Annotated in this window: 11 protein-coding genes; 6 read left to right on the top strand and 5 right to left on the bottom strand. The window is 64.7% G+C overall.

Features of this window, described 5'->3' with window-relative positions; genetic code table 11:
* Positions 1 to 56: 56 nt before the first annotated feature.
* The gene (locus AC07M1_RS14355) at positions 57 to 1,130 is read left to right on the top strand and encodes a DNA cytosine methyltransferase (protein ID WP_495163308.1); all 1,074 of its coding nucleotides are present in this window, start codon (positions 57 to 59) and stop codon (positions 1,128 to 1,130) included.
* On the opposite strand, the gene AC07M1_RS14350 is transcribed toward AC07M1_RS14355, so the two are convergent.
* The 3 genes from AC07M1_RS14350 to AC07M1_RS14340 are packed head-to-tail and all read right to left on the bottom strand — an operon-like array spanning position 1,127 to position 3,374.
* Entirely contained in the window at positions 1,127 to 2,038 is a 912-nt protein-coding gene (locus tag AC07M1_RS14350) for an HNH endonuclease (RefSeq protein WP_495163307.1), read from the bottom strand. The genes AC07M1_RS14355 and AC07M1_RS14350 overlap by 4 nt on opposite strands.
* Positions 2,039 to 2,060: 22 nt before the next feature.
* Positions 2,061 to 2,504 carry a very short patch repair endonuclease gene (locus tag AC07M1_RS14345; RefSeq protein WP_495163306.1) on the bottom strand — a complete coding sequence of 148 codons (444 nt, stop codon included), beginning with the start codon at positions 2,502 to 2,504 and terminating at the stop codon, positions 2,061 to 2,063.
* Positions 2,505 to 3,374 (bottom strand): NgoMIV family type II restriction endonuclease, encoded by an 870-nt coding sequence (locus AC07M1_RS14340; RefSeq protein ID WP_495163305.1) that lies wholly within the window; start codon positions 3,372 to 3,374, stop codon positions 2,505 to 2,507.
* 849 nt (positions 3,375 to 4,223) lie between these two features.
* On the opposite strand from AC07M1_RS14340, the gene AC07M1_RS14335 reads away from it, so the two are divergent.
* Positions 4,224 to 5,135, top strand: coding sequence for a HEPN domain-containing protein (locus AC07M1_RS14335; RefSeq protein ID WP_495163304.1), 912 nt, complete (start codon positions 4,224 to 4,226; stop codon positions 5,133 to 5,135).
* Here AC07M1_RS14335 and AC07M1_RS14330 read toward each other — a convergent pair.
* A complete protein-coding gene (locus AC07M1_RS14330) occupies positions 5,132 to 5,596 on the bottom strand; it encodes a hypothetical protein (RefSeq protein WP_495163303.1) in 465 nt (154 codons plus the stop codon). The two genes, AC07M1_RS14335 and AC07M1_RS14330, sit on opposite strands and share 4 nt — an antisense overlap.
* A gap of 211 nt (positions 5,597 to 5,807) precedes the next feature.
* Here AC07M1_RS14330 and rlxS point away from each other — a divergent pair, with 211 nt between their 5' ends.
* The 3 genes from rlxS to AC07M1_RS14315 all read left to right on the top strand — a co-directional run bounded on the left by rlxS (position 5,808) and on the right by AC07M1_RS14315 (position 8,471).
* Positions 5,808 to 7,769 carry a relaxase/mobilization nuclease RlxS gene (gene rlxS, locus AC07M1_RS14325; RefSeq protein ID WP_495163302.1) on the top strand — a complete coding sequence of 654 codons (1,962 nt, stop codon included), beginning with the start codon at positions 5,808 to 5,810 and terminating at the stop codon, positions 7,767 to 7,769.
* A 104-nt stretch (positions 7,770 to 7,873) separates the two neighbouring features.
* Positions 7,874 to 8,290: a CopG family transcriptional regulator gene (locus tag AC07M1_RS14320; RefSeq protein ID WP_495163301.1), complete on the top strand. Its 417-nt coding sequence runs from the start codon at positions 7,874 to 7,876 to the stop codon at positions 8,288 to 8,290.
* A complete protein-coding gene (locus AC07M1_RS14315; RefSeq protein ID WP_495163300.1) occupies positions 8,283 to 8,471 on the top strand; it encodes a helix-turn-helix domain-containing protein in 189 nt (62 codons plus the stop codon). Before AC07M1_RS14320 ends, AC07M1_RS14315 begins: the two co-directional genes overlap by 8 nt.
* Positions 8,472 to 8,480: 9 nt before the next feature.
* Here AC07M1_RS14315 and AC07M1_RS14310 read toward each other — a convergent pair whose 3' ends face one another.
* On the bottom strand, positions 8,481 to 8,774 hold the full coding sequence (locus tag AC07M1_RS14310) for a hypothetical protein (RefSeq protein WP_495163299.1): 294 nt from the start codon (positions 8,772 to 8,774) through the stop codon (positions 8,481 to 8,483).
* Between the two features lie 151 nt (positions 8,775 to 8,925).
* Between AC07M1_RS14310 and AC07M1_RS14305 the strand changes: the two genes are divergently transcribed.
* Positions 8,926 to 13,494: a hypothetical protein gene (locus AC07M1_RS14305; RefSeq protein WP_495163298.1), complete on the top strand. Its 4,569-nt coding sequence runs from the start codon at positions 8,926 to 8,928 to the stop codon at positions 13,492 to 13,494.
* The last annotated feature ends 17 nt before the right edge of the window (positions 13,495 to 13,511 follow it).

The following is a 13,511-nucleotide window of genomic DNA, read 5'->3' as shown; positions in this document are numbered from 1 at the left end:
GCACTCGTAGCCTATCGGGAGGATTTCCTTGCGAGGTAGCGCGCGCGGAGGGCAGCTTGGCATACCGGCTTATTGATTTGTTCTCTGGCGCAGGCGGACTCACGCTGGGCTTCACAGATCGCCGGTTTTGTGGCGGCTTCGAAAGCGTTTGGTCGTTGGATTTTGACGCTGCGGCCGTCCTGACGCATCGAGCTAACTTCGGGCCTCATGCGGATTGCGGCGACATTGAAGAGTGGGTGTCCTCCAATCGCCCGATACCTGCCGCTGATGTCGTTATCGGTGGCCCCCCTTGCCAAGGGTTCAGTCTTCTAAATAAGCGCCGCGCCGGCGACAGCCGCCGAGCCCTATGGCTCCCGTTTATGGATGTCGTCGAGCGTAGCGGCGCATCGATGTTCGTAATCGAGAATGTCGCCGAGTTGTTGAAATCGCCCGAATGCGCCGAAATCGAGAAGCACGCTCGTAAGCTCGGCTTCAATACGGTGAAGGAAATTCTGCTCGCTGCCGACTATGGCGCTGCGCAGACGCGCAAGCGGACCGTTATAGTCGGCTACAAGCGCGAAATGGCAGCTCCCCAGTTCCCGCCGCTGCCGACGCACGCTCAGCCCAATTCTATTACCAATCTTCCGGTGTGGCGGACGGTTCGTGATGTGATTGCTGACCTTCCGAAGCCCGTAGGAACTGAGGTCCGCAAGGCGAAGGCCCCGCTCAATCTCCATTTCGGGCGGACGCCTACGGAAAAGAGCCTTAAGCGATACAAAGCGGTGCCTCCCGGCGGCAATCGTTTCGATCTTCAACGCAACGCGCCCGAGATCACGCCGGATTGTTGGATCCGCAAAACCTCCGGCGGGACCGATCTATTCGGCCGGCTATGGTGGGACCGTCCCTCGGTCACGATTCGTACGGAGTTTTTTAAGCCGGAAAAGGGACGCTACCTGCATCCTGATCAAGATCGCCCGATCACCCATCGCGAGGCCGCTCGGATCATGGGGTTCCCCGATGATTTCGAGTTTGTTGGTACCAAGATCGAAATCGCGCGTCAGATCGGCAACGCAGTGCCGCCGCCTTTGGCCGGAGCAATCGCGTCAGTAGTGCGCCAAGCTCTGGACGGAAAGATTAGGGCTGCCGCTTAGAGCGGCACGATATCCAGAACGCCCGTTCGGTGGGTCTCGTCATGGTGCAAGTTGCATAGAGTGACGAGGTTTTCAGCAGTGTTTGCTCCGCCATGCACGTGTTGCTTGATATGATGCGCTTCAAGGTACCTGTGATCAGCTTCAGGAAAACCGTTCGGCCAGCCGCAATCTCGCCAGCGGCATGACCAGTTATCGCGACGCATAACCTCGCGTCGGATAATCTCGGGAATGTGACGATCGTGTGCCGGTGCTTGCTCATCGCGCATCAGGACATAGACACCTACCGGCAGAGAAGGGTCGCCGCTCGTCCGCGTGACTACAGGCCAACCTTCCTCTGTACGCAGTTCGCGCGTACGTCGCGCCCATTCGCTGACATTGCCCGCCACATAGCGCAGTTCCTCCGAGGTAATCGGCTTTCCGACATTCGCCCGGAAAAAGCGCAGGAGCTTGTCGCGTACGCCCGCGTCGCTCTTGCGGATCTGGTTTGCCATATTCCAGCGGTGCGCTGCATCGCGGTCCTGGCGGTCTTCCTGAAGCAGATATTGATCGGGACGCATAGCGGGGGGAAGACCACTTGCATCTCCTCCCTCCTCGTCGGCGTCCCGTTGCTCCCGCGCAGTCATTCCGGACAGGATCGGCCAACCTTCCTCCACTCGAAGCTCTCGCAACCGTCGGGCATATTCGCTGATCCCGGCCACGATCATGAGCTCGTCGCCGTCGATCACCTGCCGGGGAAATGCACGAAGATAGGCGAGGATACGTTCGCGCGCCGACAGCTGCGCGCCAAGCGGGACAAGCGATGAGCCGAGATCTTGGAGCTGCTTGTGCGCAGGCACCAGCGCGCGAACCTGCTCACGTAGGCCGCTGTCTCTCAGATGATGTTCGAAGTTCGTGAGAAGGTCGATCAATTCCTGCCGAAGCGCTTCCGAATCATGCTGCCGTGATCGCCTCGCCATTCGATTCTTCGCCTCGCCCGGTAACGTTGTTCACGCGGTCTAAAATAGAAGTCGCACTGTTAAGTTCGCACTCCCAGAGAGTCACCACTTGATAGCCGAGATCAATCAATGCCGTTCCGGTTGCTGCGTCTCGCTCTTTGTTGCGCTCAATCTTTGACTGCCAGAAGCCGGTGCGCGTCGACGGGAGTTTCGATCGCCGACACCGCTCATGCCCGTGCCAAAAGCATCCATGAACGAAGATGGCTGTGTGATATTTCGGCAGTACGATATCCGGGGAGCCAGGCAGATTGCGGCGGTGAAGTCTGAATCGATAGCCCGCGCGATGAAGGATGCTCCGAACGCGGATCTCCGGCTTGGTGTTGCGGCCGCGCACGGCCCGCATATTGGCGCTTCGCTTCTCAGGCGAAATCCGGTCCACTCAGATAGCCAGATCAAGCGGCAGGTCGGCGATATCCTTCAGCCTGCGGCCATCAACCATCAACGAAAGAAGAGACACGGCTTCGCTTTCGCCGAGGGTTGCTACCGCATTGATAAGCTCCGGCAGGGCGATGTGATACACGCAGTCTATATCGCCCGTGCCGAGCGCAATCGACGCCAGTCTCGAAGGTAACGGTTCTGCGGTGACTACGGCCAGATGCGGCACCCTGCCTTTGCGGCTGCGGATCAAGCGAAGGGCCTCGTATCGCGAATTCTGAGCCCGATCACTTCGCATCGTCCATTTGCACGACACACAAGCATGAAGCGATGGCTTCTCCGTGTTCGCGAGGCGCATCGAAGTGCGAGCTGCTACGGAGCCGTCAACCAGGGCCTCCTTAACGTTGATGAAGCCGTCGCTCTCGGGGCGTCTGGCGACCACCACGTCAGACGCGATGATATAGTCTTCGCCGAGCAGCACACGAAGTGAAGGGTTATCTTCCGCTGCTTCGTTCACATCTTGAAGGTGCGAATACTGGTCGTACGTTGCGATATTGAGGCCACCTCGCGAGCTGACTCTATCAATGTCCCAACTTCCCGGACGCAACCCGTGTAGGTGGAGGAAGGTTGCCCGCAGAAACTCGGCGGTATGGTTTTCGAACCTAGCGCCGACCGTCTGGCCCGGTAGGCGCTTTGGCAAGATATTTGTGACGCCAAGTGCGTCTGCAAGATGGGCAGCAATGTGGACGCTCGGCTTGCTGTCCTTGTCCGCGTTCGAGGCGGCGATACCCTTTTCCCCGCTTATAAGCGCGTACGCGTTCGATGACTTCAGCGCCGCGTGGTAGGCGTTGCGCGCATTCGTGAATCTGGTCATTCGCAATTCCTGACATTCACGTGCCGTCTAGTCGAGCCGATCGTGTTGGGAATCCGCAAAGTCGGCGCTTACCTCACTTGGCGTCGGGTGCGGGGTACAGACGTGCGTTTCGCGCTGCGACGCGATCGTGCTATATTCCGCTTGCGCTTCACCGAGCCCCTGGGGGGCTCGGCCCGTTCGGATGACGATCACTAACGCGGAAGGCGGCTGGCGGGCCGCCGGGAAGCAGAACGCGGTTTGATCGAGCGCGCACTGGCGGACGGCTGCGCAGCCGCCAGAGGTCGCAGTGCTTTTGCTTGCCGCGTGGCACATTCGATCCGGGCGGAGGACGCGGCAGCGGCTGGCGCACTTGTCGCGCGCGCACGCCGCCGCGTCGGACGCCCGGCTGCGAGAGTGCTTGTTTGCTGGGCGCCTGGCGGCGCCGGCAGCACTTTGCGCTGAGATGCTGCGGTCAGCGCTGGCGCGCTGGCGTTTGCTGGTCCGGCCGCGGCCAAGGGGGCTGGGCGGCGCTGCCCTCTAGTCCCGCCGCGGCGCGGCGCAACCGGCTGCGCCGGTCCTCCACTTGCGTTGCGGCCCTGCGGGTGCGGCACGCCGCTCAAGCGGGACTGCCGGTCCGCTCCTTGCCGCCCCCCCCCCCTTTTTCCGGGGCCAGCGTGGTTTGAAGGAGAAGGATCATCGAACCCAAGCAAATCGACATCGCCGAAGCTTTCGGTCTGGTCGGTCAGCATACGTGGCATGAATGAAGACACCTGACTTCACCAAAACTTGCCCTAGGTCCGGGCGGCTTGGTTCACGCCGCCGGACCTATTTGCGCTTGGCAATCCGCGCTCTAGAGGTGAGGTTGATCCCATGAAGCGACGGCTCGATCATCTTCCCGAAGGCAAGCGCCGCGAGCTCGAGTTCGTGGCCGATCTGCTGCGCGAGGGATTCGCCGAGGCGGTCGCAGAGCGGCGCGCCCCGCGCTTTCGCGACGGCAAGCTGCTCAAGATCATCCTGTTCGGCAGCTATGCGCGCGGCGACTGGGTCGAGGATCCGGTGGGCCGCTATTTCTCCGACTATGATTTGCTCGTGGTGGTCGATCACGAAGACCTGACCGACGTTCCCGAATTCTGGATCAGGACCGAGGAGCGGCTGCTTGCCGAGCTCTCGTCGGGCGAGCATCTGCGCACTCCAGTCAGCGTCGTCTATCACAGCCTGGACGATGTGAACGAGAAGCTGCGGCTTGGCCGCTATTTCTTCATGGACATCCTACGCGACGGCATTGCGCTGTTCGAGGAACCCGGACACCCGTTCGAGAAGCCGCAGCCGCTGTCGCCCGAACAGGCGCTTGCCGAGACGCGCGAGTACTATGAAGAGTGGTTCGAAAGTGCTCTCCAGTTCTATCGACAGTACGAGCACGCGGTTGCGGATAACGCCCCGAAGGTGGCAGCTTTTGACCTCCATCAAACGGCAGAACGGCTTTACCACTGCCTGTTTCTGGTCCGGACCCTGTACAGTCCAAAGACCCATAATCTGAACCGGCTGCGCTCGATGAGCGAGGAGATCGAGCCGCGCCTGAAGACGATCTGGACCTCTGAAACCAAGTTCGAACGGCGCTGCTATGAGCTGCTGCGCGCGGCCTATGTGAAGGCGCGCTACTCGCGCCACTATCGCATCACCGCCGAGGAACTGGACTGGCTCGGCGAGCGGATCGCGGCACTGCGCGACCTTGTTCGCACCATCTGCGAAGAGCGGATCGAGACCCTCGCCAACGCCGCTTAAGCGGCTTGCCTCGACGGCATTGCAAACCCCAATTCCGGTTGCCGGTCGTCGATTTGCGACGCGGTAACGCATAGCGCATCGCTATCCGGCGCGATGCTGATCCAGTCGATCCGCCACGCCAGATCGACTACATCCCCGCGCTGTTCGCGCTTGATCGAGCCCAATGCCGCGCCCTCAGTGGCTACCGAAAACCGGCATGCATTGGCCGCTTCATCATAGCAGCCCCGCACCAAAGTCCCGTCCGAAACCGCGATGGCAAACCCGTCGCGCAGCGCGCGCGGCGAGAGCTGAACTGCGGTTTCGACATCGCCCGACATCAGCAATCGACCGCCTTCGCGTGCTTCAATCCGAACGCCCATCTTGATCCTCATTGTTCCCGACTCACTGGCAGTGATGAATAGAACATAATGAGAACAACAGGAAGGGGCGGCGGGTTCGGGGCAGGTGAGCAGGTAAGGCAAGATGAAAGGCCTGCCTCCAAAGGTAGCGGCAGGCGAGGTCTGCACAGCGTTTTTGGTGGAGGCATGCGCAACCCTTTGCCTCCATATGTCGCGCGCTTGCGCGAAAGCGGCAGATTTCTGCGGGCTTTCCGCAAGACCGGTTGGAGGCCCTTGAAGTGCCCCACACCACGCCCCTCATCGACAATCCTTTTGGCATTCCAAGGATGCGACCATGGCGGGCGAGGATGATTTCGGGCTCTGGCTGGGGCGGATCGGTAGCGACAAGCCGCTCGGCGCAAGGCTTCGTGTTGCCGCCAATCGTGCCGGCCGCCAGCTGCGGACCGCGAGTGGTCGCGCCAGCAAATTCACCGGCGCTCGCATCGGTCGCGGCGCGGGCGTCGGGCGGGTGCTTTCGAGCCGCGACCGCGGCGCCGGTCTGCGTGCCCGCCGCGTCGTCGTGAAGACCCGCATCGTCAAGCTCGCGGGGAAGGGCGTCGATGCGGCGCGTGCGCACCTGCGCTATCTGCAGCGCGACGGCACGACGCGGGAGGGCGAGCGGGGTCAGCTTTACGGACGCGAGAGGGAGGGCGTCGACGGCAAGGCATTCCTCGATCGCGGCAGCGAGGATCGTCACCAGTTCCGCTTCATCGTCGCGCCGGAGGATGGCGCGGAATATGAGGATCTCAAGCCCCTGGTCCGCCGGCTGATGGCGGATGCCGAGCGCGATCTCGGAATCAGGCTCGACTGGGTCGCGGTCGATCACTTCAACACCGGTCACCCGCATAGCCATGTCATCGTCCGCGGCGTCGACGAGCGCGGCAAGGATCTGGTGATCGCACGCGACTATCTGACCCATGGCCTGCGCGAGCGCGCGGCAGCCCTGGTCAACCTCGATCTGGGGCCGCGCTCCGACCTTGAGATTGCGCGCAGCCAGCAGGCCGAGATCACCCAGAAACGCTTCACCGGGATCGACCGGCGCCTGATTCGCTCGGCCGATGCGATGGGCCACGTCCGCGCCATCCATCGCGATGGCATCGAGCAGTCGCTCCGCGCAGGTCGCTTGCAGACGCTGGCGCGGTTGCAGCTGGCGCGCGAGGTCAGCAAGGGGACCTGGGCGCTCGATCCCGAGCTCGAGCCGGCGCTGCGGCGCATGGGCGAGCGCGGCGACATCATCCGCACCATGAACCGCGCTATGCGCGAGCGGCTGCCGCAGCGCGCGCTATCCGACTATGCGATCTATGAGCCGGGAGAGGGCAAGGCAGCGCCGATAATCGGCCGGGTAGTTGCCCGTGGTCTTTCGGACGAGCTCTATGATCGCCGCTACCTGCTCGTCGACGGGGTCGATGGCATCAGCCGCTATGTCGATATCGGAACCAGCAATGAGCCGATCCCTGACGGCGGTATCGTGAGGATCGAGCCGCGCTCGATTGGTGCGCGCGAGGTCGATCGCACGGTCGCCGAGATCGCTGCCGCCAATGGCGGGCGTTACACGATTGACGATCATCTGCGCCGTGACCCGCAGGCAAGTGAAGCCTTTGCGCAAAAGCATGTCCGCAGGCTTGAGGCGATCCGCCGAACCACCGGCGGCGTGGAGCGCCAGCCTGACGGTACATGGATCGTCGCGCCCGATCATCTGGCCCGTGCCGAGGCCTATGAGCGCTCGGTCGCGCGCAACAATCCGGTGTCGATCGAAACCCTGTCCGAGCAGCCGCTGGAACGACTGCCTGGTCATGACGGCGCGACATGGCTCGATCGTGAGCTGTCCGCGGCAAAACCGGCGTCGTTTGGACGCGGGTTCGGGACCGAGGTTCGCACGGCGCTGGTCCTGCGCCAGCAATGGCTGGTCGAGCAGGAACTGGCGCAGATCGAGAGCAACAGGGTGCGGCTGAAGCCTAGTGCCGTTGCCCGGCTGCAGCAGCGCGAGCTAACGCGCGTTGCCGGACAGCTCAGCCGCGAACTGAGGCTACACTATGCCCCGGCTGCGCCAGGCGAGCCGGTCGAAGGCAAGCTCGGCCGCGCCGTGCAGATCGGAGACCGCAAATTCGCGCTGATCGAGCAATCCCACGAGTTCACGTTGGTGCCGTGGCGGCCAGTGCTCGAGCGCGCGATCGGCAAGCAGGTCGTCGGCATCATGCGCGAGGGCGGAATCGACTGGACGATCGGACGCAGCCGCGGCCCGACGATCGGCATGTGAGGATTCGGACCTGCGCTAAGGCGCGTCTTGGCGCTTAATGAGCGTAGTTTTGTCCTCGTCGAACCAGTGCGATCATCACGTGTCCAAACCTTCGGGAAATCGCGATGCGGACCACCAAGACCCGGCACCAGTTCTACCTGCCTGATGCACTGTCCGAGAAGCTCGATGCGCTGGCGCTCAAACCCGGGGCATCGAAGACCGCGATCCTGACCGATGCGCTTACCGCCTGGATCGAACGGTCGGGCCACAAGGAACTGGACGAGCGGTTCGGACCAAGGCTCGACCGGCAGAGCCGCGCCGCCGAACGGGTCGAGCGCAAGGTCGAGGCACTCACCGAGCTGGTTGGGGTGTTCGTCCAGCATCAGCTAACCCTGGTGGCACATCAGCCGCCGTTCGATGACGAGACCGGGCAACTTGGCCGTGATCGTTACATTCGGCTCATCGACTTGGTCGAGCGGCGCATGGTTAGCGGCGGCATCGTCGCGCGGCTTACCGGCGCAACGGAGAAACGACATGATTGAGCAGATCCCTCCCTTGTCGGTCCGCATCAAGGAAGCATGCAAAATGACCGGGATCGGCCGTTCTAAGCTGTACGAACTGATCGCTTCCGGTGACATCGAGGTGATCAAGGTCGGAGCGATGACACTGGTGCCCGTTGATGCGCTTCGCGCGTTTTTGGACGCGCGGCGGGGGCGTAGCTGACCGTAGCCCTCAACCGGGCGAGGCGGTCGGGTGCTCGAGGCGGATGGTATCCAGCAGACGTTCGATTGCTGCATTCTCGCGCGGTGTGCCGCTGGGCACCACTTCCCAATTGCAATGCACATAGCTGAGCGGGTCGCGTAGCCTGATCGGACCAAGTGCGATCCGCCAGCGGCGCTGCGTGCCGCCCACCTGCTTGACCAGAGTGAAGACAATCAGATCCTGCAATTGGCTAGTGAGCATAGCATCGCTCTGGCGCGACATTGCCGGGCGTGCAAGCGTACGACGGCGCAGCTTGATTGACACCTATGCGCCCCCATGTCGGTCGTTGATCAAAAGATTTTCGCTCCCCGGAAGCAGTCTTTCTCTATGTCCGACGCACAAGTCGAATTCACGTCATCCTGTCAGCGTATCCGCTTCGTCTTGCGGGCTTCAGCGGTGCCATTAGAACGACGAGATGCGCCGGAAAACGATCACGATCACCTCGCCGACACCTCCCGCCACCGCACGCGAAGCCCTGCACGAGATCCTGCGCACGTGGGAACCGGCGGCCGGCGCGATCGGCTTCGAGGGCCTAGTCGCGGACGCGCTTGCCGGCTTTACGGGATACACGTTTAGGCTCGCCAAGTCGGGGTCTCAGTTCGGCCGCGACGCCGCAACCACCGCGGGCCGGTTCGCGATCGCCATGGAGGCGAAGCGCTACACGAACTCGGTCCCGCTGCAGGAGCTCGTCGGCAAGTCGACGCTCGCCGCCTTCGCGCTTGCCGAGGGCGTCGACCTGTGGGTGCTCGCGGCCACCGTAGAGGTCGGCGAGACGACCGAACGGCAGCTCGAGCAGATCCTCGACAAGGGCGGCATCAGCCTTCTCACCCTCGATTGGACGGCGGCCGGGCTGCCGCCGCTCGCCGTCCTGCTCGCGGCGGTGCCGGAACGGGTGGAGGCGTTCGCGAAGCTGCATCTCAATCCCTCCAAGCACGCGGCGCTCGCCGCCGGCCTCACCGACATCGCCGCCGATCCTGGGTTCGACGCCAGCCTCGCCGAGATCCGCAGTAAACTGTCGCCCGGCCTGCTCGGGCTGGATGCCTTCCGCCACAGCAACGCCGACTGGGCGAACTCCACCCTCGGAAGCCGGCGGCTCGCTCAGCGCCAGTTCTCCCAGTTCCTGGTGCCGCTCGAGGACCGGGCGCTCACCGCCGACCGGCCGACGCTGCGGCGCTCGATCGGCGAGGCGGTCGACACCGCGCGCGCCGACGCGGAGGGCGACACGCTCGTGCTAGTCGCGGGCGGCGAGGGCTCCGGCAAGACCTGGGCGGTTACGAACTGGTGGCTTTCCGCGGACCCACGCCCGATCCTGCTGCTGTCCATCGGGCGGATCGCGGAGCAGCTCTCGCCCGGCACTGAGCCGGTCGAGATACTCGCACGGCTTGCGGCGCACCAGTCGGGACCGCGCGACGACACCGCGGTCGCACGCTGGCGACGGCGGATCGAGCGGTGGTTACAGGGTGGCCGATCTCGTGACGCGTTCGTGCTGGTGGTCGACGGCCTCAACGAGACGAGCGGCAAGGCGTGGGCGTCGATACTGCGCGACCTGATGCCCGCCGTCCGCGACCTGGGCGGCGTCCTCGTCGCCACCTGCCGCGAGCAATACTGGAACCGCGAGGTTGACGGCCGCCTGCCACGCTACCTCACGACCATCCGCGTTCAGGTGAACGATTACGACGACGCCGAGTTCGCCGACGTGCTACGCCGGAACGGCGTCGATCCGGACGATCTGAACCCGCGCCTCAACGCGTTCATGCGCAATCCGAGGATCTGCGCGCTGGCGCTGACGATCCTGCCCCGCCTCGCTGGCGTGCAGGACCTCAGCGTCGAGCGCCTGCTCATGGAGTTCTGGCGGCACCGGCTCGAGGAGCGCGACGACTTGATTGCGCACAACGAGACCGACTTCCGCGACCTCCTCGTCCGCCACGCGCGCGAATACCGCGAACGCCAGGGCGCCGACTTCAACCGGGACGAGTGGCGCACCCGCTCGGGCGCGGCGACCCGCGACGACGGCCGCGATATCAGGAATGACCTCACCGAGATCGAGGAAGGGCGCTTCTTCGACGGCGCCAGCAACACCTATCAGTTCCGGCCGGAGAGTCTGCGGTTCGCTCTCGGTCTCTTGATCGCTGACGAACTGAGGGCGCACGTCGACGCAGGGGAAGACCTAGACCAAGCGCTCGCGCCGATCATCGACCCGATCAGGGGCTTCGACGCGGCCGCCGACATCCTGACTGCGGCCGTCGCGGTGAGCGTGATGGACGCCGGCTACCCCGACGCAGGGGTCGCCGCGCTCGTCGCGGTCTGGATATCGTTGCAGAACCACGTCGAGGACGCGTTCGATGAGTTGATGCCGCACATCGCCGCCAGGCCCGGCCCGTTCCTCGACGCCTACGAATCGCGGGACACTGACCGCGACGAGGGACGCTTCCTCCGCTTCATCCTGGAGGCGGCCGCCGAACGGGAGAGCGTGCGGAACGCGCTGAACCAGCGCGTCGTGCGCTGGCTCGGCAGCTGGACCCGGGCGCTGCCCGAGAGCGCCGACGGGCCAGAGCGGGAACGCCGCCAGACTGAAAGGAACGAGCAGATCGACGCCCGTCTCGCGTCGCTGACGCCCGACGAGCGGGCCTGGTTCGCCGCGAACTGCCCCGAACTCGCGAGGCCGAGCGGTCTGGCGATGGCGGCGACGCTGCACCTCACCGGCAGGGCGCAGACGCCGTTCGCGCCCGGGCTGGTCGCGTTTGCGTTCGCCTACAAGGTCGGCGGCACATACAATTCGCCCTACGACGAACTCGCCTGGGTGCTCCGGCTGAACCGGATCGATCCGGCGGAATTCGCGGCCGCGGTGCGGAACGACGTCGCACGCTTCGTCGCTCCCGGTTCCTCGACGCTCGCGGGCCAGGCCGTCGCGTTCGCCCTGCGACTGATGGGGACCGAGGCCGACGAGGACATGGCCGAGGGGCTCGCGCCGAGACCCTCGCCGCATGCCAAGGGCGCGCCCGAACCGGACCCGCTAGACCCCGCCTCGGAACCGCCCGCCGGGATCGCGGAGGCTGCCGGGCGCATAGCGGCAATCGACCCCGCCGCGATATGGAACCACATGAGCACCACGGCCGAGGACCACGACCTCGAGCGGAACATAGGGAGCCTCGTCCGCTTCGAGTTCGAGACCCTGCGGGAATTTTTGGACCGGATCGCGCGGACCATCTCAACCCGGACGGGGCTCCCGCTCCGGCAACTCGCATGGCACCTGCCCTGGCTCAGCCCCATCCTCGACGCCGAGACCATCGAGGCGATCGACCAGCGGGTCGCCGACATCGCGGCCAACCCGTCGCTGGCGCCGTCGGACGACACCGACTGGATCACGGGCACGATGGTGGAGAGCGTCCTGCCCACCCGTGACGGCGCCGCGCAGCTCGACGTCCTCCAGTCACTGCCCAACGACGCGCCCTACTATTTCCGATACTCGCGGGTGGCCAAGCCGCTGACGGGCGCCGAGGCCGCGGACCGGTTGGCCGCGGTCATCGACGGCGATCCCGACATCCTCGAACGGACGCTGATCTTCCTCTCCGACGGGGCCGTCGAGGTCACGCCGGCAATGCGGGATCTCGTCATCGGCTGCCTGGGCAGCGACGAGGCCGAGGTGGTCGCGGCGGCGGCCGAGTTCGCCAGGACGCACGACGATCCCGATATCGACGACGTGGTGCTCGCGCTCCCGCGTCCCAACGACGTCGACCGCACGTGGCGGGCGAGAACCGTCTCCGCGGCGATCTCGGCCGCCATCGCGCGACGCGGCCGTGAGGATCTCGTCGAGGACATTCCCGTGGAGCATCTGGACTGGGTCGCGTCCCGCATGCCCGCGGCACTCAACCGCCTGGCGGACACGATCGAGGCGACAGTCGAAATGCTCACGGGCCATATCGACGTCGAGGCACCAGCGGATGCGATCTTGACGCTCGAGGTCGAGCAGCCGGAGACCGCCGCCCGCATCAGCATGGAAGACCGGGGCGAGCAGTTCGACAATCCGATGGAGGGCCTGAAGGAGGCGATGTCCGATACGTCGGGCGCCCGTTTCGCCAGCAGGCGCCGGCTCCTCGGCCAGCAGCTCGAGCAGTTCCTCGACAGCCTCGCGAGCGCTGGCGCGCTCGTCGTCGCCCGCCGGCCGTTTGCGATCGGCCTGGACGTGCTCGCGTGGTCGCAACCGGACAGATATGCCGGGTGGCTGCGCAGCATCCTTTCGACCACCGATGAGCGCGCACTTCGCAACCTCCAGAACGTCGGCCTCGCCCTCGCGCAGCACTACGCCGAGATCGACGCCGACCTCTCGGCCAGGACCTTCGCCCATCTATGGCGCATCGACCCGCACGTGACGGTGACGATGGGTCCGGCCAAGCATCCGATACGCTTCACGTCGCTGTTCAGCGCGGTGGCGTCGGAAGAGATCGACGCGTTGCGAGGCAGGGTGCTGGAGCAGGCGTCCGACGATGGCCAGCTAGCGACCGTGGTGCTCGCTGCGGAGGCGGCGGGCGCAGGCCAGTGGCTGGACGGTTACATCGACGGACGGCTCTCCTCCGCCACGCCGGCCGACCAGGCGCTGGGGATAACTGCGGCGTCGATGCGTCCCGCCAACCCGCATTCCGACGCCGTGCTCGGACGCGACTGGAAGCGCGGCTTCCTCGGCGATGCGGCCAGGGCGGGACGGACCAGCTACGCGAGGTCGCGCCATTCCGACCACTGGTTCGCCCAGGCCGCGGCCGCGAACCATCCGCACGAGCGCTGGCGCTACCTGGAACTTGCGATTGCGGCGGCCGATCGGCGGCAGCTGATGGATGCCGCACGGCGCGTCACCCCGGACCTGAGGCTCATGGGCGGCGAAGTCGGTGAGCGTCTGGAGAAGGCGGCGGATAAGGCCAACACCGAGGGCAAGAAGATGCTTTTCGGTTGGAAGAAGCCGACGGGCCTGCTCGGAAAAATCCTGCGCTAGCGGATTGGCCCGGCCTG

The sequence above is a fragment of the Sphingomonas sp. GW821-FHT10C01 genome, assembly GCF_059415525.1.
Note: the sequence above shows the minus strand (reverse complement) of the source record. Positions and strands in the feature narration are given on the sequence as shown.